The 18,891-nt window shown below is 39.8% G+C and carries 13 protein-coding genes and 1 other RNA gene; 12 read left to right on the plus strand and 2 right to left on the minus strand.

All coding sequences use genetic code 11. The features are described from left to right. Positions 1-142 precede the first annotated feature (142 nt). Positions 143-2,617, minus strand: a complete 2,475-nt coding sequence (locus tag QPX86_RS12745; protein ID WP_285162918.1) for a DNA polymerase II — start codon at positions 2,615-2,617, stop codon at positions 143-145. Positions 2,618-2,808: 191 nt separating this feature from the next. Between QPX86_RS12745 and dinG the strand changes: the two genes are divergently transcribed. The 6 genes from dinG (at position 2,809) to QPX86_RS12775 (ending at position 8,373) form a co-directional block, all read left to right on the plus strand. After that, positions 2,809-4,884 carry an ATP-dependent DNA helicase DinG gene (gene dinG / locus QPX86_RS12750; RefSeq protein ID WP_285162919.1) on the plus strand — a complete coding sequence of 692 codons (2,076 nt, stop codon included), beginning with the start codon at positions 2,809-2,811 and terminating at the stop codon, positions 4,882-4,884. An 8-nt stretch (positions 4,885-4,892) separates the two neighbouring features. Then, entirely contained in the window at positions 4,893-5,666 is a 774-nt protein-coding gene (locus QPX86_RS12755; protein WP_220755576.1) for a sulfite exporter TauE/SafE family protein, read from the plus strand. Continuing rightward, entirely contained in the window at positions 5,663-6,328 is a 666-nt protein-coding gene (locus QPX86_RS12760; RefSeq protein ID WP_220755577.1) for a primosomal replication protein, read from the plus strand. Before QPX86_RS12755 ends, QPX86_RS12760 begins: the two co-directional genes overlap by 4 nt. A gap of 9 nt (positions 6,329-6,337) precedes the next feature. Further along, positions 6,338-7,048, plus strand: a complete 711-nt coding sequence (locus QPX86_RS12765) for a DUF2057 domain-containing protein (RefSeq protein ID WP_220755578.1) — start codon at positions 6,338-6,340, stop codon at positions 7,046-7,048. 152 nt (positions 7,049-7,200) lie between these two features. Continuing rightward, complete coding sequence (locus tag QPX86_RS12770) at positions 7,201-8,010, plus strand: histone deacetylase family protein (protein WP_407696590.1); 810 nt, start codon at positions 7,201-7,203, stop codon at positions 8,008-8,010. A gap of 36 nt (positions 8,011-8,046) precedes the next feature. Further along, positions 8,047-8,373 (plus strand): late competence development ComFB family protein, encoded by a 327-nt coding sequence (locus tag QPX86_RS12775; protein ID WP_285162920.1) that lies wholly within the window; start codon positions 8,047-8,049, stop codon positions 8,371-8,373. A 78-nt stretch (positions 8,374-8,451) separates the two neighbouring features. On the opposite strand, the gene ffs is transcribed toward QPX86_RS12775, so the two are convergent. Continuing rightward, positions 8,452-8,548: signal recognition particle sRNA small type (ffs, locus tag QPX86_RS12780), an RNA gene on the minus strand. 715 nt (positions 8,549-9,263) lie between these two features. Here ffs and QPX86_RS12785 point away from each other — a divergent pair. The 6 genes from QPX86_RS12785 to QPX86_RS12810 all read left to right on the plus strand — a co-directional run bounded on the left by QPX86_RS12785 (position 9,264) and on the right by QPX86_RS12810 (position 18,782). Then, entirely contained in the window at positions 9,264-11,396 is a 2,133-nt protein-coding gene (locus tag QPX86_RS12785; protein ID WP_285162921.1) for an OmcA/MtrC family decaheme c-type cytochrome, read from the plus strand. A gap of 279 nt (positions 11,397-11,675) precedes the next feature. Then, entirely contained in the window at positions 11,676-13,652 is a 1,977-nt protein-coding gene (locus QPX86_RS12790) for an OmcA/MtrC family decaheme c-type cytochrome (protein ID WP_285162922.1), read from the plus strand. Between the two features lie 151 nt (positions 13,653-13,803). Further along, positions 13,804-14,724 carry a DmsE family decaheme c-type cytochrome gene (locus QPX86_RS12795; RefSeq protein WP_374758529.1) on the plus strand — a complete coding sequence of 307 codons (921 nt, stop codon included), beginning with the start codon at positions 13,804-13,806 and terminating at the stop codon, positions 14,722-14,724. A gap of 12 nt (positions 14,725-14,736) precedes the next feature. Next, positions 14,737-16,824, plus strand: a complete 2,088-nt coding sequence (locus QPX86_RS12800) for an MtrB/PioB family decaheme-associated outer membrane protein (RefSeq protein ID WP_285162923.1) — start codon at positions 14,737-14,739, stop codon at positions 16,822-16,824. A 187-nt stretch (positions 16,825-17,011) separates the two neighbouring features. Beyond that, positions 17,012-17,605 carry a hypothetical protein gene (locus QPX86_RS12805; RefSeq protein ID WP_285162924.1) on the plus strand — a complete coding sequence of 198 codons (594 nt, stop codon included), beginning with the start codon at positions 17,012-17,014 and terminating at the stop codon, positions 17,603-17,605. A 25-nt stretch (positions 17,606-17,630) separates the two neighbouring features. Beyond that, complete coding sequence (locus QPX86_RS12810; protein ID WP_285162925.1) at positions 17,631-18,782, plus strand: sugar diacid recognition domain-containing protein; 1,152 nt, start codon at positions 17,631-17,633, stop codon at positions 18,780-18,782. Positions 18,783-18,891 lie beyond the last annotated feature (109 nt).

The following is an 18,891-nucleotide window of genomic DNA, read 5'->3' on the forward strand; positions in this document are numbered from 1 at the left end:
TAGCACGCAGAAATATCTCGAAACAAAGAAATGAGCGTTTTTTCCTCCTGAATATACCAAAACAACACATCAGACAGTACAATCAACTACGAAACCATTAAAAAATAGTAACGAATAACCATAAATGCAATATCGATTAACGCTAAATTAACATCATTTGATTGTTACTAAGACTATCAAAGCCCTCACCTAGCAATGCTAAAACAGGTTCAGCAATGGGTTTTATCTGTTTTTCGACATAATATTGATAATCTATCGCTTCATTTTTAGCTTCTATAGGCTGCGCTCCATTAAGCGTCATTCGATATTCAACCATACTACCTCGCCTGCCAGCGCTTTCATTTCCAGTTATCTGGCACAATCTGATTGCAGCTTTAACATGTGGTGATGATTTAGCAGTGTATTCCTCAACATTTCTTTTGAGCCTTTTCCTAAATATCAGCTCCTCATCTAACTCGCCTTTTTCGAGCTTTTGCAGTTGTTGCTGCAAATAAGACTTCACATCGCCTTGTGTAAATAGTAAAAGATATAAGTGGTATTGCATCCTTCTAGCTACTGGGCTCCAATCACTTCTCACCTGCTCCATTCCTTTAAAAGTCAGCTCTATATGGCCTTCGCTATCTTTTGACGCACCTACATAGCGTTTTTTACTCCCCGCATCTGAACCTCTGAGTGTAGGCATGACAAATTGATTAAAATGGCTCTCAAACTCTAATTCCAAATAACTTTCAATTTGATAATTATCGGTGCACGTTTGTCGCCATTTCTCGGTAACAAGTCTAGCGAGCGTTTGTCCCACACAATTTATATCTTGTATTTGATGATTTTCACCAAGCCAGACAAAGGTTGAATCAGTATCACCGTAAATAACCTTATAGCCTTCGGCTTCAATCCAACTTTTAGTTTGCTTCATAATTTGATGACCGCGCATAGTGATCGAACTAGCAAGCTTCGCATCATGAAATACACAGCCTTTAGACCCTAAAACACCATATAAGGAGTTCATGATAATTTTAATAGCTTGAGATAGTGGTTTATCTTTATGAACTTTGGCGAGCTCTCTTTGCTCAGCTAGCTTTGCAATTAATTGCGGTAATATAGGATTTTCACGGCTAAATTGTGCTTCTAAAAAGCCAGGTACAGTCAACTCTTTTGTTTGGTGTTCGGCTTCAATAAGCCCTTTGGGATCGATTAAAAATGTGCGAATGATTGAGGGGTACAAACTTTTAAAATCGAGAACTAATACATCTTTATAAAATCCAGGTATAGAATCCATAACATAGCCACCTGGCGACTCTAACCCTTTGCTTGCTGCTCTTGCAGGTGCAACATAACCACTGCGATGAAGGTGCGGTAAGTATAAATTATTGAACGCAGCGACTGATGCGCCCACTCGACCAAACTCTAGTCCTGTTAACTTTGCTCTTTCCAATGCAAAAGCGAGAAGTTGTGTGTTTTCAAAAATATCCCAGACAAGACGGCAATCAGTTAAGTTGTAGAATGCTAATGCAAGTTTATCGTTAGCAAATAAGTGACAAATCTCTTGGCCACGATTTTCAACATGGTCGATTGCTTTACCTTCATTAAGTAGATGCTGAGACACATGCTCTAGAGAATAACGTTCGAATTGATAAAACGCCGCTTTAATCCAATCAATCCCATCGAGCACAACTCTGCCCGGAAGTGATAAGGTTTCAGGCCTGAATTTATCTTCTACTTTCCATGAAAGTTCAGTACTAGCCCTTCCAATCAACAAAGGAATACTATGTAATTGACAGCGCTTATATAATAAAGCTAAATCGAACGTCACCACAGCCCAACCAATAATTACATCAGGGTCATAATCAGTAAACCAATGGATTAACGCATGGATTAATTCAACTTCGTTATCGACCCACTGAATATATTCGCTTGAGCTTGTATAAGCTTTAGCATTTGAGTTACCGTCTTCGTTTTCAGCAAGCTTATTTTCATCAAAGGTTGGCTTGCCGACCATTATCACTTTTTTATATATATCACATTGATTATCAAGTGCAGATTTTGAGCCATATAAACCCACAGAATATAGCTCGCCTGTCGGGCTACATTCAAAATCCAGTGAAACCATAGATAACGGAATATCCAAATCAGCCTTTCTTGCTTTCGTCGCTATATATGAAGGCAGCGATTGCTGCAATGGTGGCGCAGATGCAATAAATTCAGCATCTAACGCGATAAAACGTTCGATTAAATAACGTTGCTCCACTTTAATGTCAGCTTCATAGATATCGATGCCTGCATCATTAGCAATCCTCAATAACTGCTTTTGTACCGTGGTTGATTTAAGGTAAATACATGACACTTGTTGATGACTAAAATTTTTAAGTTTTATCGGCTCTATGCGGATGCCTGAAGTAAAATGCTGCAGTAAAAATGCACTGTCTGACTGTTTGCAAAAACAAATAACTTCAGCTTGCTCAATCTCGATTAACGCAGGACCTGAAGCCGTTTTTAAAAAATATTGCAGTAACAAACGACCATGCTGATACTTAGCATGCCTAGTCAACACTCTACCTTTAACAGACGTTAAAGTAAGATTAGACTGCAAACTTACTGGTGATTCACTAGCAATTATCATTTATTCATCAACCAAATGATTTTTACCTGCCAAAATGAGACTCTCAGATACGTCAAATTATCCACCTTTAAAGTATAAGACTTATCTAAACCTTCGATTATTTATTCCGAACATTCAAAATCACTGTTATTATGTACAGCATATACCAGCCAATAAAGAATTAGTAAGTAAAGATTGCTAATGGGTCATACATGTTAACGGATCATATCAAAACTCAGATCCGCACTATCTATAAAGATATTGCGACTGCGATGCCAAACTTTCGTTCTCGCAGAGAACAAAACTACATGGTTGCAGAAATCTCGAAGACGTTAGCAGGTGATTACGATAAACACAGGCGCATTATGGTCTGTGAGGCCGGAACTGGTATTGGTAAGTCGCTTTCTTATATTTTAGGCACCATTCCATTGGCACTTGCTAGTAAGAAAAAGGTCTGTATTGCAACGGCGACAGTAGCACTTCAGGAGCAATTACTTCATAAAGATTTACCCTTCTTTTTACAACAATCTGGTGTCGATTTTAAATTCGGCTTAGTAAAAGGCAGACAACGTTATGTCTGCCTAGCCAAACTCGCTGCGATGATAGGCCCGGAAGACACCTCACAAATGGCGATGTGGCAAACAAAACCAGATCAAAGCCAAATAGATTTATTGAAAGGCATTCATCAAGATTTTCAAGAAGGGAAATGGAATGGTGAGATTGATACATTAAAGCAGCCATTGCCAGATTTTTTATGGCAACAAATTTGTTGCGACAAACACACTTGTCACAGACAAATGTCGAGTCATCACAACTGTCCGTTTCATAAGGCCCGAGAAGATGTAGAAACTTGGGACGTGTTAATCGTCAACCACAGTTTATTGTTTGCCGACCTAGAACTCGGTGGCGGTGTTATCCTCCCTGAACCAGAAGATATGTTTTATGTCATCGATGAGGCTCATCACTTGCCAACAGTTGCCAGAGATTTCTCTAGCGCTCAAGCAACCCTTAGAGGCGCAAGTGACTGGTTAGAGAAAGCCTCTAAAACCTGCTCAAAACTGCAAAACCAACTTAAGACGACTCATATCATTGCACCAGTACAGGCGATGCTTGATCATATTGGAGATTTAGTGACTCAGCTAAATCAAGTGGCTCACTTTTGCGATACACAGCCAAAACTTTTTGCCAACCCAGAAACTCGCTTACGATTCGAAAATGGCAAACTTCCAGAGTCATTACTAATACAAGCAGAAAACTTAGCAACAACATCAAATCTTGCGGTTAAGCAATTTACCAAAATCCAAAGTGTACTTAATGAAGCTATCAAAGATGGTGAGCTGCCAAAGCATCAATCGGAAGCTGCATTATCAGAAGCAGGTTTTATACTGCAGAGATTAGAAAACCTTGCAAAACTTTGGAAAATGCTCGCAAAAGAGGACTCCAAAAAAGGCGCTCCCATGGCACGCTGGGCTGAATTAATAACCGGTAAACAGCAAGATTATTTATTCTGTGCTTCTCCTATTGAAGTTGGCTTTATGTTGGAACACATGCTGTGGCAAAAAGCTGCGGGGGTCGTGCTTTGCAGCGCAACTCTAAGGGCATTAAATAATTTCAATCATTTCGCGCATCAAGTTGGGTTATCTCTAAATGACGGCAGCCGCTTTCTAGCATTGCTATCACCATTTGATTACGAAAATAATGCCACCTTATTTATCCCCCAGATGAATAACGAGCCCACTGAAGATGCTTTTACCGATGAATTAGCGGAACAGATTGTCGCTCTTGTTGAAGATGAAATGGCGACACTCGTCTTGTTTGCTTCTTATTGGCAAATGGAAAAAGTGACTGATCAAGTGATGAGTAAAATTCCAAAAGGCCAGCTATTTGTCCAAGGCACAATGCCAAGACAACAAATCCTCCAGCAACATAAACAGCGATGTGATGATGGCAAACCAAGCATTATCTTCGGTACTGGAAGCTTTTCAGAAGGGTTAGATTTACCTGGAGATTATTTAACAAACTTAATTGTTACTAAGTTGCCTTTTGCTGTACCAACGTCTCCAGTTGAACAAGCTCATGCAGAATACATTAAGAGTAAAGGTGGCAATCCGTTTCTGCAGCTAACTATTCCTGATGCTTCACGAAAATTAATCCAGAGTTGTGGTAGATTACTCCGTAAAGAAGATGACTATGGTCGTGTCACCATTTTGGATAGACGTCTTATTACCAAGCGTTATGGCAAATCACTCCTCGATGCCCTACCGCCTTTTCGCAAAGTTATAGAATAGGTATATTTTTGGAATTATTGTTAGATCCAAGCCACTGGGTAATCTTGGCCGTTATAGGCCTTGTGGCCGGTTTTATTGATGCCGTAGTTGGTGGTGGTGGGTTGCTATCTATTCCAGCACTGTTAACTATGGGTATCCCACCACATTTAGCACTAGGAACCAACAAACTAGCAGCTTGTTTTGGTTCAATCACAGCTGGCTACACCTATTATAAGCAACAATTAATCAATCTTAGATTTTGGAAGACGGCTTTTATAACCACCTTTTTGGGCGCCATATTAGGCAGTATTTTTGTTTATTTAATTGATGCAGCTTGGCTTGAAAAAATCTTACCGTTAGTCATTATCAGTATTGCTATCTATACCTTATTTAGTCCTAAAGCTATGGGGGAAAACCTCAAAGCTGCACCTATAACCTCACCCTGCAAACGAAAACAAGCTGCCCAAGGCGTATTACTCGGCGGCTATGATGGTTTTGCAGGACCAGGGATTGGCGCTTTTTGGACAGTATCGAGTATAAGATTACACAAATTACCTTTACTCAATAGTTGCGCATTAGCACGAGTAATGACGTCAGTAAGTAATGTCACCGCTTTGGTTATTTTTGCCTTGTTAGGCGAAGTAGACTGGATTTTAGGACTGTGGATGGGCGTATGTATGATGGCGGGATCGTATATTGGTGCTAAATCGGCGATTAGATTTGGGGTCCCATTTGTTAAGCCTCTGTTTATCTTTACTGTTTTGTCGATAGCAGCACACCTTGCGTGGACGGCTTGGCTATGAGAAATACCAATCAACTAATTTACCAATTAAAACAGCAACTAAGCTCACTAGAGCAAGATGCGCTTTATCATGACCAGCAATTACCTGCCCAACAAAAAAAAATGCTGCAAGATATTGAACGATTTAACTCACAATTGTTTATTCAACAAGGTGCGCAATTAAGCCCTTGCATAGTTCAACTAAAAAAAGATATTCAGCAGTTAGAAAAGCAACTTTCTTTAAAACTCGATGTCAAAATTATCGAATTAAGTTGTCAACGTATACAAGATCGTTTTACAGCGCTGCGCCGAGCATTGGTTACGACCAATATAAACGTAAAAACAGCAGAGCAAAAACGCGCCAATAGCCGTGCTCGATACGCAAAAAAACAACAGCAACAACATTCAGACAGCGGGTTTGGTTGGATTGCTAGTAATGTGATGAAGAATAGCCATCAAATTTATCAAGAATTAAATAAACATTTGAATTGGGCTACAACTTTTGAACAAAAAATTGCAGAAATGGAAACTAAGCTTGCAAACTGTCACAGTACTGACAAAATCACGATACAAAATGAAATCCTTTCCCTACATCGAAGATTAGGGAAATGCCGTCAAGCAATTAGCTATATTGAAGAACGAATTCAAATGTTTGAACGGCCGCATAGAAATAACCATCGTTAAGGAGCAACAATGAAATTTACTCTCCCGCTAAGTGCAGCATTAATAGCTTTCGTCACTTCAACATCGGCTATAGCGGCTAATATGACCATTCCTATGTCTTTTGAATACCTAGCGCTTGACGGTAAAGAAATAGATACCAATATGTTTACTCATAAAACCGATTTAGCACTTGAAAATGGTGACCATAAAATAGCGATTCGCTATCACGATATGGTTGATGACGATTTTAGTGATAGTCAAAGTTTTGTGAAATCATCACCGTTTATTATCGATATAACCGTTGATGGTGATCATGAATATTTATTAAAGCCAGCTGATGGCGACTTTGTTAAAAGACCAAAATCATTTGCGAAAGATCCACAAATCGTGATTTCACGTAAAGATAATGGTTCAGTCATCTATAAAGTGACGCAAACAGACTATAAAGAAAGTAGCTTTATCAGTAATTTGTTTAGCGGCAATAAAGGCGAAGATATTGACACTTTATCTGCATCAGCCACTGACGGTAATACCAAAGCAATCCCTGTTGCTGCTGTTGCGACAAGTGCTACTGTGGCGGCCACAGCTCCGTCTGCTGCCCAAGTTGCACCAGCGCCAGCTGTTGCACAAGCAGGTGATAAGACTGCCACACATCCTGAACAGATGCTGCAATACTGGTGGTTACAGGCCGATGAAGAAACCAGAAAAGAGTTTATGAGCTGGGCTATCAAACAACTTTAAGCGCTAGGTTTCTATCACTTAAGCAGCTGACTTACAATTGAGTATTCCACTTGTATATCACGCCAGCTATTCCAAGCTGGCGTTACCTTCCCACCATCGATTTCCAACAACTAAGTACCAGTTACTAAAGCAATATTTGCTCGACCAAAGAATTGCACAACCAGAACACTTTTATTCGGCAGATAAAATCAAATCAGACTCAATCAAGCAAATCAGACTCAATCAAGCAAATCCATCAATCACAATATGTCGATAACTTTATCCAAAACAACCTCGACCATAAAGTAATGAGACGAATTGGGTTCCCTTGGAGTGAAGCTTTACTTAATAGAACTTTACACGCTGTTGGTGGTACGACTTTATGTGCTGAATTAGCAATACAACATGGCATAGCTTTACACTTAAGTGGTGGTTATCATCATGCTCATTATGATTACGGTAGTGGCTTTTGCATCTTCAATGACTTAATGATTGCCGCGAATACAATGCTCCTTACCGGCAAGGCAACCAAAGTCCTCATTATTGATTGTGACGTGCACCAAGGTGATGGCACAGCTACATTATCAACTAACGTTGAAAATATAGTGAGCTGTTCTTTTCATTGTTTAAAGAATTTCCCTTCAAGAAAGTCGCATTCAGATCATGATATAGAGTTTGACAAAGGAACTGATGATGAACACTTTCTTCAAACTCTACAACAAGTCGTGCCTTATCTCATTAGTATTCACCAACCCGATTTTATTCTTTACGATGCTGGCGTAGATATTCACACCGATGACGACTTAGGCTACCTCAATATATCTACAGCAGGTATTTTTGCCCGTGATAAGTTTATATTTGATCAAGCTAAACTTGCTGACATCCCAATTGCAGCGGTAATTGGTGGCGGATACAGCCGCGATGAAGCTGAATTAACCAAGCGTCACAGTCAACTTTTTATTGCAGCCAACTCAATCTGGTAGCAAACTAGCACAAAAGACATTCTGCTGGAGCTAAATATGCAAGTTGATATTCGTAATTATTATGAAGTGCTACTCATGGAAATATTAAGAGATGAAGGCTTATTGGAAGAGTTGCCAGAAGAGTACCTAGCAGATTTGTGTTGCGTCACCCTAAACCAATTGCCTGTTCGTTATATCAGACATTTAGTCGATACCTATTTCTTCGAAGATTATAATGAATTACAAAAAATGAAAAATGAGATACAAATTGCCCTAGAAAAGTCTCGTGATTTTTTGAAGGCCAATTTAAAGAGACGTATTGCAGAAGAGGAAGCTGATGCCAAAGCCAAGCTTGAAGCATTACCAACTATTGAAAATAGCTAATTATAGATAATTACTAATTTTAAGTTTATTTGATTAATAAATAATATTAAGAGGTAAATCTAGAAGAATTTGGAGGTTCCCCTAGAGCCGCACTCCGGCACATGAGTCACTTGCTGCGGTTGCTCCCTTCCAGGCCTGGCCGAGTTCACAAGTTATCATTGCGGAGGGACCCTAAGGTCACCATAGATTTCACATTAAACAGGTTTGATGTGAACGGCAGGATTATCCCCCAAGCCATTAGCATGATCAAGTTAATTCCGATCACTTTTACCATCTTTATGTTTGTTTGAACAATCATTACACAATTCATCTTTTATTTGAGCAATGAACTTCTTCATGCTGCATAACAATTCTACTATTATTCATTATTATCTAAATTTGAATTTTCAAGTTCAATAAAACCCTCACCGAAAAACATTCCCAAGAACGCTTTGAGACATGGATCACAATTTCAACCAAAAACTTGCATTGCAAGCATAAATCTAACTTAAAAAACAAATAAAACAACACAAACATCACATAAAACACTTATTATTAGTAATGGCAATTTTAGCAGTAAGTAATGTATTGGATGGTACGTTAGTTAATGATTTCATTAATTAAGCTTACTGGAATTGATTATATCGAAGACTTTTTTTAAACAGCAGACAGCACTGATGCGCAACATTTGCAAAACAAGTGACTTTTGCTTTTTACAATTTCAACATTTTAACTTTCAAATTGTAGAATTTAGTAATACCTCTTTCGGAATAGTAAGATCTAAATCACAGTGATTTAAGAGCTAACTTAATAAAATGGAAGAGCTCATAATTAAGCTTGGATATGAACCATACACTTGATTTTATGATGAAGAATCAAGTTAAAACAAAAATCTCTTGCAGGGAACAATGATGAAAAAATTCAATTTCAATACTACTGCTAAAGCGGTATTTAGTGCAGGCCTATTGGCTGTAGCACTTACCGGCTGTGGCAGTGACGGAACTGATGGTGAAGATGGTGAAGATGGCACTGTTGGAAAACCAATTGGTTCGGTATCAGCATTAACAAGTACTATTACAACTGCTAGCGTTGATGAAAACCAATTTTTAACTGTCGACTTTAAGTTAGCTGATGCTAATGGTGTTGCGGTTATTGGTTTAACTCAAGCAGATCTTGCTGCTATTTCTTTTGGTCGAGTTGGTTCAGCTGTTGAGCCCGGCGAAGATGAAATCGTTAACCCAAGTGTCGATAGACAAATTTGGTTAAGCTACTTCAACAAAGATAAAGGTGACGGTTACTTTACTGGCTCTAGTTATTTTGATGGCAGTAAAAGTGAATGTGAAGACTGCTTTGTTGATAACAAAGATGGTAGCTACTCAATCACAATCGATAAAGCGATTGATACCTTAGAAAAATATGATTACATGGCAGATGCGACTAACGGTGTTTACATGTCAATCAAAACCACTAATAACAGTGCACAAACACTTGTTAACAATAGTTTTTTCTACTGGATACCAGCAACAGATGTAGAAGTTGAAAAACCGCTACAAATCCTTGCAAACTCAGACTGTCAAACATGTCACCGAGCTGGACAAGCTGGTGAGTTATCAATGCATGGCAGTAAGCATAATACAGAAGAAGCCTGTTCTTTCTGTCACACGGATTATAACAGTTACAGTAAGCAAGATACTGACGCAGACGGTAACCCGATTGGTGAAGCATACGAATACGATGGTTCGATCAAAGGTATGGTTCACAGCATCCATACAACTGCGAACTTCTCTGACGACGGCGTTTACCCGCAAATGACTTCGAACTGTTTAACTTGTCATAACCCGAATGAAGACTTCAACTTAACTGACAGCTGGAAAGCCGATGTTGATACCACTGCATGTTGGAGCTGTCATAGTCCAAGTCCTGCAGCTGAAGCCGCTGGTGTTCCTTCTTCACACAGACAGGGTAATAACTGTTTAGATTGCCATACAAATGACGGCAGTGGACGTGGCGCTGAAGAAGCTCATTATGGGTTAAATAGCAACTTCTTAGCGACAACGCTTAAAGTTGAATTTAACACTATGACAGTAGCTGATGACGCTTCAGAAATCCTCGTTAACTTCACGGTAAAAAATGGTGATGAATTCGTAGCGATTAATCAAATTGACCCTCGTCCATATAAGTACGGCGGCTATAACAGTGCAATCGTTATCAATGGTGTATTAACTGACGATTTCTTAGTTAACTATCAGAAAGTTGGTTACGATACTTTCACTGAACAAGCTGATGGTTCAATCACAGCAACGGTCAGTGCTGATGACTTTGAAATTGCGACACTAATCGATGCTGGCTCAACAATCGCGTTAAGCAGTCAAATCCATGTTTGTTCAGGTAAAGGTGTTATTGAATACTGTGATGAAGCTGAACTTGATGCTGGTGATCAAGACGCTCCTTATGTCACTTCTGATACTTTCTACTTCAACTTAGACGGTACGGTTGTTGAAGAGTCTCCACGTATGCAACATGCAGAAATGGCTGATTGTCAGCAATGTCACACTACGCAAATCACTCACCGTTATACAAATGACATCGATGGTTGTGCTTCTTGTCATAACGGAACTCGTGCGACTTCAGGTGGCGAAGCATCTAACTTAGCGACTAAAGTTCACTCTAAACACTATGTTTACGATTCAAGTGATTCTTTATTCTTTAACAAAACTGAATGTCAAGCGTGTCACGGTGATGATGGCTTCTCTATCCAAGGCATCACAGCTGATTCTACTCCAGTAGCCTTCGGTAAAGATGACGTTGGTTTGCTAGTAGTATCACCGCAAACTGCGGCTTGTGTTAGCTGTCACGTTCCTCCTTATGGATTAAGTGAATCGACTATCCAACATATTGAAACAAATGGTGGTGTTGTCGGTACAATTGACTCATTAGGTGTACCAGAAGCTGATTATGATTCGTTGAAAGGAATTGAAACCTGTTCAACTTGTCACAATGATAGTCAGATTCTTAAAGCTCACTCCGATTGGAGTGGACAATAAAGATTAATGAGTAAAATAAAGAGTCGCCATCGTGCGGCTCTTTTTTGCTTTAAGCTAATAAAACAAGGTTTGCTTGAGAAAATGTATACCTCTTTAGAAATAGACCGATCTGCTTCACAGTATCAGTCTAGATATAAAGATTTTTCTCTAGTTGTGGATTAATCTTGTAATTGATGAATTTAAAAACCCAAAAAAGCTAAATTGACTCAATAGACTACGCATCTAGGCAAAATAAAAAGCCACGTCAAATTTAAGCGATGTCTTATTATGCAGGGACAAATGATGAACAAGAAAAATTCTAAAATTGCACTGATGCTTGTAGCAAGTGCAGTCAGCTTAGCCTTAACAGGTTGTGGCAGTGACGGTGATGACGGCACTGATGGTAATCCAGGTCTTCCTGGCGGAACGCCAGCTGAAGCGATTCAAAAACTTAACTTAGAAGTGCTTTCTGTCACTTATGAGGGTAACAACCCTACCCTAAAGGTCTATGCAACCAACGAAAATGACGAACCAGTTGTTGGACTTTCATCATTTGAAGTTAAAAAAGTTGCTCAGCTTATCCCAGCAGGGGCTTCAGGTGCAGGTAACAGTGCAGCTTGGGAGTCTATTGGCTCTCAAAAAGCATTCACAGATAACAAAAATGGTAGCTATAATTTCACCATTGAAACTGACGGTTTCAATTCTGAATTAACACAGCGCTATAATATCATTGCTCAGAATGCAATGCTGTTAGATGGCGTTACTGAAGTACCTCATACTGAGCTATCACAAGATTTTGATGGTGAAGGTTATGACGCTAAATATACAAAGAACATTGTGTCACATGACACTTGTGCAAATTGTCATGCCGAAGGTGAGCCTATCACTACTCGACATAGTAGCTATTTTACTCAAGAAACTTGCGCGACATGTCACAGCACAAACCTTTCTACAGAAAGTCAGTGGAAACACTTAATTCATAACATTCACAACAGTAATAAATCGTTTACTGATAAAAATGATAAAGAATATACCGGTGTTACTGCCGAAGCTTTAATTCAAAACAACTGCCAATCATGTCACGTTGAGTCTGAAGAGCTAACTGAATGGGGCAACTGGACTCGTATTCCAACCATGGAAACGTGTACAAGTTGTCACACTGGAATTGATTTTGTTGCTGGTGAAGGTCACTCACAACAATCTGACAATTCAAACTGTATTGCTTGTCATAACGCAAGCTGGACTGAAGAAATTCACACAGGTCCTTTCGTTGAGAAGAAAGCCTTCATTGACATGTATGGCATGACTTCAACGCTAACAGTTAACACTGATACTTCAGCAACCCTATCAGTATCTATTACTGATGCAGCTGGAACAGCTATCGACGCTTCAACTTTAGTAAGCAAGATTCAGCGTATTGAAACTATCACTAACGTTGGTCCTAACTTCCCTATCATGGGTTACAACGCAAGCCCAGGAACGGGTCTAGCTAAAGTAGCTTACGATTTAGTTAGAGATGGCGAACTTGGTACTGATGTAACAGTTGTTGCTGGAAACATTGAATACACTATTCCTTCTTTACCATTCGGTGAGTACTCACCTGCGGGTATGCAAGATACTGATACAGCATTCAGCTTCATCGGTTTAGAAATGTGTAACGATGGAACTAGCCCAGTTGAATGTGGCGAAGATATCGCAACAACTAGTATGAAAGCAGATTTAGTATTTGGCACGCTTTCAGGCGAAGCGCCTAGCATGCGTCATACAGACTCTGTTGCATTCAATACTTGTGAAAACTGTCACGGTGAAACTTTCGAGATTCATAAAGGCTACCATGCTGGTTTCGTAATGACTGAACAACTAGGTCGTGAAAATGCTGATGGTGAAGTTGTTGTTGGTGTTGATGGCTGTGTGACTTGTCATACTCCAGATGGCACATATGCATCAGGCGGAAACCAAGGTGCACTTGAAATGAAACTTCATAGTGTCCATGGTGAGCAAGGTATCGTTGGCGACTGTGCACAGTGTCATAATGATTTCAATCTTGATGCATTCAAACTGAAAGGTGCTTTAGCAACTTCAGCTGGCGCATACACTACGCCTATCACAGCAACTTGTGCATCGTGTCATGGATTCGATGAAATCAAGGCCCATGCTGAAGGTCAAGGAGCTGTTGTGAACGGTTCTTATGAAGATGCAAATGCTTCTGCACAAGTTGAGTTCTGTATGGCTTGTCATAAGCCTACCATTTTCGATCACACTCAGGTGAACATGTAATTTCAAATAAGGGAGAAGCTTGCTTCTCCCTTACTTTACAAAAATCGCATTTACATCATGAGCTAGATTGGGAAGCCTAACTATGAAAATCAAAATGAAACTAAATTCTATCATCCCGACATTTGTGACAGTTGTACTGTTATCTCTTGGGATGTCTCACTCGGCTTACGCGTCGAAGTGGGATGCAAAAATGACACCTGACGAAGTTGAAGCCGTTCTTGATAAAAAGTTTGAAGAAGGCAGCTATTCACCTAAAGGTGCTGATTCTTGCTTAATGTGTCACCGACGTTCTGAGAAAGTCATGGATATCTTTAAAGGTGTTCACGGCGCTATCGAATCATCAAAAAGTCCAATGGCAGGCCTTCAATGTGAAGCATGTCATGGTCCAATGGGTAAACATAACCGTGGTGGTAACGAACCAGTTATCGCGTTTGGTCCTGACTCTACCTTAGCACCAGAAAAACAAAACAGTGTTTGTATGGGTTGTCACTTAGATGATGACCGTATGTCTTGGAATACTAGCCATCACGACAATGCTGATGTTGCTTGTGCTTCTTGTCACAGCGTACACACAGCTAACGATCCTATTCTGTCTAAAAAGACTGAAATGGAAGTGTGTACTAGCTGTCATACAAAACAAAAAACAGATATGAATAAACGCTCAAGTCATCCAATGCAGTGGAACCAAATGACTTGTAGTGATTGTCATAATCCTCATGGAAGCATGGCTGATTCAGACCTGGTTAAACCAAGTGTGAACGAGACTTGTTATTCATGTCACGCTGAAAAACGTGGTCCTAAGCTTTGGGAACACGCGCCTGTAACTGAAAACTGTGTAACATGTCATAACCCACATGGTTCAGTGAATGAAGGAATGCTAAAAACTCGTGCTCCACAACTATGTCAGCAATGTCATGCCAGTGATGGTCATGCAAGTAATGCTTACTTAGGGAACACAGGTATGGGTTCTAATGTTGGTGATAATGCCTTTACTGGTGGCCGCAGTTGTTTAAATTGTCATAGCCAAGTACATGGTTCTAACCACCCTTCTGGCAAATTACTTCAGCGTTAAGGATGTACGACTATGAAATTTAAACTGAATTTAATCACCTTAGCGTTAGTTGCCAATGCAGGATTTGCAATGGCAGCCGATGGTTACGGTGTAGGTAGTGCCAATACTGATAAAGTAAAATTCGACAAGTGGGTTTGTAAAGGTTGTGCCGTAGAAACTGGTGTAACTGGTAGTGTTGGCGTCGGTGTTGGTTACAACAGCGAAGATGACATTCACTCAGCTAACGCATTTGGTAGCGACAATGAATTTGCACCTAAATTGGATGCTGATGTTAATTACATCGGTGAGTCTGGTTACCGTGCTAAAGTTGAAGCGACTGACTTAGGTCTAGACAATGGCCGTTTAGATGTGAACGTAGGTAAATTAGGTCAATACAACTTGAACCTAAACTACCGCTCTATTGCTACTTATGACTCAAACAGCGTTGTTTCCCCTTACCAAGGTATTGGTGGTTCAGACTTAACCTTACCTGATAACTGGCAAACAGCTGGTTCTACTGATGGTATGACTGAGTTATATAGCAGTCTTAACCCGTTTGAGCTTTCACTGAAACGTGAGCGTGCTGGTCTTGGTTTCGAATATCAAACTGAGTCTATGTTTACTACTTACGTTAATTATCAGCGTGAAGAAAAAACCGGAACTAAAACAGCTTCTGGTAGCTTCTTCAACCAATCTATGATGATTGCTGAACCTGTAGATTACACAACTGACACCATTAATGCTGGTATTAAGTTTAGCGGTAAAAACTGGTTCACTAGCCTAAACTATGACGGTTCTATCTTTAAAAACGATAATGCCCAACTAAGCTACGACAATGCCTTTAACCCAACGTTTGGCGCTCAAACACGTGGTTACATGGCACTTGATCCAGACAATGAATCGCACATTGTGTCGCTGCTTGGCCAATATACTGAAAACGGAACCGCGGTAAGTGGTCGCTTGATGTTTGGTCAAATGAGCCAAGATCAAGACTTAGTGACATCAGGCTATGGTTACAGCGTACCAACAGAATCTGTTGATGCGAAAGTAGACCTAACTGGGATGACATTAAAAGCAGTTTCACGTATCAATCGCAGTGTGCGCGTGTCAGGTAGTTACGACTACTCAGATCGCGAAAATAACACCAATATCGAAGAGTGGACTCAAATCAGCATCAACGATGTAAACGGTCAAGTGGCATACAACACGCCATACGATCAAACAACACATCGCGCAAAAATCGCAGCTGATTACCGTATTACTCGTGGTATGAAACTTGATGGTGGAGTTGATTACAAGCGTGATGAGCGTAGTTACTCTGAACGTGAAGTCACAGAAGAAAGCACACTTTGGGCTCGTTACCGCGTCAACAGTTTTGAAAACTGGGATATGTGGGTAAAAGGTAGTTTTGGTAACCGTGATGGTTCTGATTACCAAGCATCAGAGTGGACTTCATCTGAAAATAATGACCTGTTACGTAAATATTACCTAGCAGATCGTGACCGCTCTATGGTTGAAGCACGCATAAGCCATACACCAATTGAGGCATTGACTGTAGATCTAGGCGTACGTTATGCACTAGATGACTACACTGATACCGAAATTGGTTTAACTGAGTCGAAAGACACCAGTTACGACATCAATGTAAATTACATGTTCAATAAAGATGTCATGTTGAATGCATTCTATAATCACCAGGTTATTGAATCACAGCAATCAGGTAGCAGCACGTTCTCAGGCCCAACTTGGCAAGCTGATATCGAAGATACTATTGATGTAGTGGGCGCCAATTTAAGTTATAACAACTTAATGGATAGCCGTTTACGTTTAGGTCTTGATTACACCTACTCTGAATCAGACAGTAATACCCAAGTTCGCCAAGGTGTAACCGGCGACTACGGTGATTACTTTGCTAAAGTGCATAACGTTAATTTATACGGTCAATATCAAGCCACTGAGAAAATGGCGGTACGTTTGGATTATAAAATTGAGAAATACTTAGATAATGATGCAGCGAACGACATTGCTCCAGATAACATCTGGAATGTCATGAGTTTTGGCAGTAACAGCCATGATTACACCGCACACATGATTATGCTAAGCGTTAACTACAAGTTATAAGCGCTAATTGATAGATTAAAAGCCTGCATTTATGCAGGCTTTTTTGTTACTGCAATACACATAGTCTTGTTAAGCTTTGTCGTTTTTTGTGCCCGAATTCGCATTTACCAACAAATAACTTCATATTGCTAAATTAACAAAAGCTATTCTAAGCAATGTCCATTAAAATTCTGTCAAAGTGAATAATTTGACTCAACTTCTTATGCAAAAAAAGCCCCAAATATTATCTGGTATTGCCATGTCATTTTTGACCTTGCCTGCCTATGCTTCAACCACAACTATTGCAAATGACAGCATACTTATTTTAATCGCCTTAATGGCGTTTGCGTTTATTAACGCTATCGTACAGGCTTGTTGCTATTTTTCTGGTCAATACGTACAAGCTTCTTTTAGCCAAAAACATGTCACAGTATCGCTTTTAGTCCCGATAGCTGCACTTATTGGCTTCATTATGCAATATGAATCATTTGCCCAGTTTGTGCTTTATCTTGGCGTGGTAGTGTTATCGATCGGTACAGCATTAATTCCCATGCCGCTAACCAATAAGAAATCCCCTTCTCGATTCTCAGCATTAATTTTACTGACAGGTGCAATTATCATATTGCCGCTAAGTATTATCGTCGCACCTATTAGCATTTTTTCAATTGCTTTATGTCATATCGGCCTAAAGCAATCTGAAGTTCCACCATTTGCTAAGTTCGCAACCTTATTGACTTTAATTACCAGTTACGGTTTATTGTTTTATTGGCTTTATCAAGTAATTAACCACTTAGCAGCTTAAACTGTTACTGTTTTTTGAGTGAACTATGTATGTAATTGACAGTGCAATCGCCAACAGGATTGTAGATAGAACCATGAAAATCATTGGGCACAACATCAATGTGATGAATGCCCAAGGGGTAATTTTAGGTTCTGGCTCTAACGAGCGTATCGGCGCTATACATGAAGGGGCGTTACTGGCAATTAGTCAAAACCGAAATGTTGAAATCAACCAAGATATTGCTCCAAGTTTACACGGGGTAAAATCTGGCCTTAACTTGCCTTTGCACTATCAAGGGCAAATTGTTGGTGTCATCGGTATTACTGGTAAGCCTTGCGAGTTAGCTCAATACGGTGAGCTACTGAAAATGACTGCCGAAATGATTGTTGAACAAGCTAACTTGCAAGATCAATTACAATGGCAAAATAGACAAAAAGAAGAGTTCATCCTACAGCTCATTCGCGCAGAAGATAAAGATGTAGATCAATTGACCCACTGGGGACACCAATTAGGGATTGATGTCACTGTCGAGAGAGTCGTCGCCATTATCGAAATCGAGTCTGCTAATCAACAGCAAGTTCACAACAACCAAGCGTTAAAACAAATAGTCCATTTATTGCAGCATCCAGACCGCGATAATCTCATAGCAATGACATCACTCAATCAACTGGTTATTTTAAAGCCAGCCTATCTTGACGGAAAACGCTGGGATCCTGAGCTTGAAAGTCATCGCATTGATAAGCTATTAAAACGCATTCCTGCCAACATGGAATTGAAACTCAACATATCTTTAGGTCATTTCTTTATTGGCATTGAAGGCATTGCAAAGTCTTACCGCACGGCAAAAGAGACACTCGCGATAGGTAAGAGTTTAAACCCTGAACGCAGTAAATATTTATACGAAGATTATGCCTTACAAGTTATTTTCACAGGTCTTAAGCAACATTGGCGAGGTGATGCCCTTTCAGCGCCCTATTTAAAGCTGGTAGATGCTGATAAGAATGGTGTACTACAAAAGACTTTATCAGTTTATATTCAGCATATTGGCGACCACAAACAATGTGCTGAGGTCTTGTTCATCCATCGAAATACCCTGCGCTATCGTTTAGATAAAATTCAACAAATCACTGGCACTAATTTGCAAGAATTTCATCATTTACTCAATTTGTATCTAGGCCAGATAATGCATCAAACCTGATGTTATAGAGCTTATTCCCAGCCCAGAACAATTCAATGCGTCAAAACTCACTCATCAAACAACAGTTAATGTGTCATTGCACAATTATAAATCTTTTAACCTTGCAATA

The organism is Shewanella goraebulensis, from assembly GCF_030252245.1.
Taxonomy (GTDB): domain Bacteria; phylum Pseudomonadota; class Gammaproteobacteria; order Enterobacterales; family Shewanellaceae; genus Shewanella; species Shewanella goraebulensis.

Excerpts from the sequence above, each read along its gene's own strand:
- dinG (WP_285162919.1), top strand. The coding sequence starts at position 2,809 with ATGTTAACGGATCATATCAAAACTCAGATCCGCACTATCTATAAAGAT.
- QPX86_RS12760 (WP_220755577.1), top strand. The coding sequence starts at position 5,663 with ATGAGAAATACCAATCAACTAATTTACCAATTAAAACAGCAACTAAGC.
- QPX86_RS12785 (WP_285162921.1), top strand. The coding sequence starts at position 9,264 with ATGAAAAAATTCAATTTCAATACTACTGCTAAAGCGGTATTTAGTGCA.
- QPX86_RS12810 (WP_285162925.1), top strand. The coding sequence starts at position 17,631 with ATGTATGTAATTGACAGTGCAATCGCCAACAGGATTGTAGATAGAACC.
- QPX86_RS12765 (WP_220755578.1), top strand. The coding sequence starts at position 6,338 with ATGAAATTTACTCTCCCGCTAAGTGCAGCATTAATAGCTTTCGTCACT.
- QPX86_RS12795 (WP_374758529.1), top strand. The coding sequence starts at position 13,804 with ATGTCTCACTCGGCTTACGCGTCGAAGTGGGATGCAAAAATGACACCT.
- QPX86_RS12775 (WP_285162920.1), top strand. The coding sequence starts at position 8,047 with ATGCAAGTTGATATTCGTAATTATTATGAAGTGCTACTCATGGAAATA.
- QPX86_RS12790 (WP_285162922.1), top strand. The coding sequence starts at position 11,676 with ATGATGAACAAGAAAAATTCTAAAATTGCACTGATGCTTGTAGCAAGT.
- QPX86_RS12745 (WP_285162918.1), bottom strand. The coding sequence starts at position 2,617 with ATGATAATTGCTAGTGAATCACCAGTAAGTTTGCAGTCTAATCTTACT.
- QPX86_RS12800 (WP_285162923.1), top strand. The coding sequence starts at position 14,737 with ATGAAATTTAAACTGAATTTAATCACCTTAGCGTTAGTTGCCAATGCA.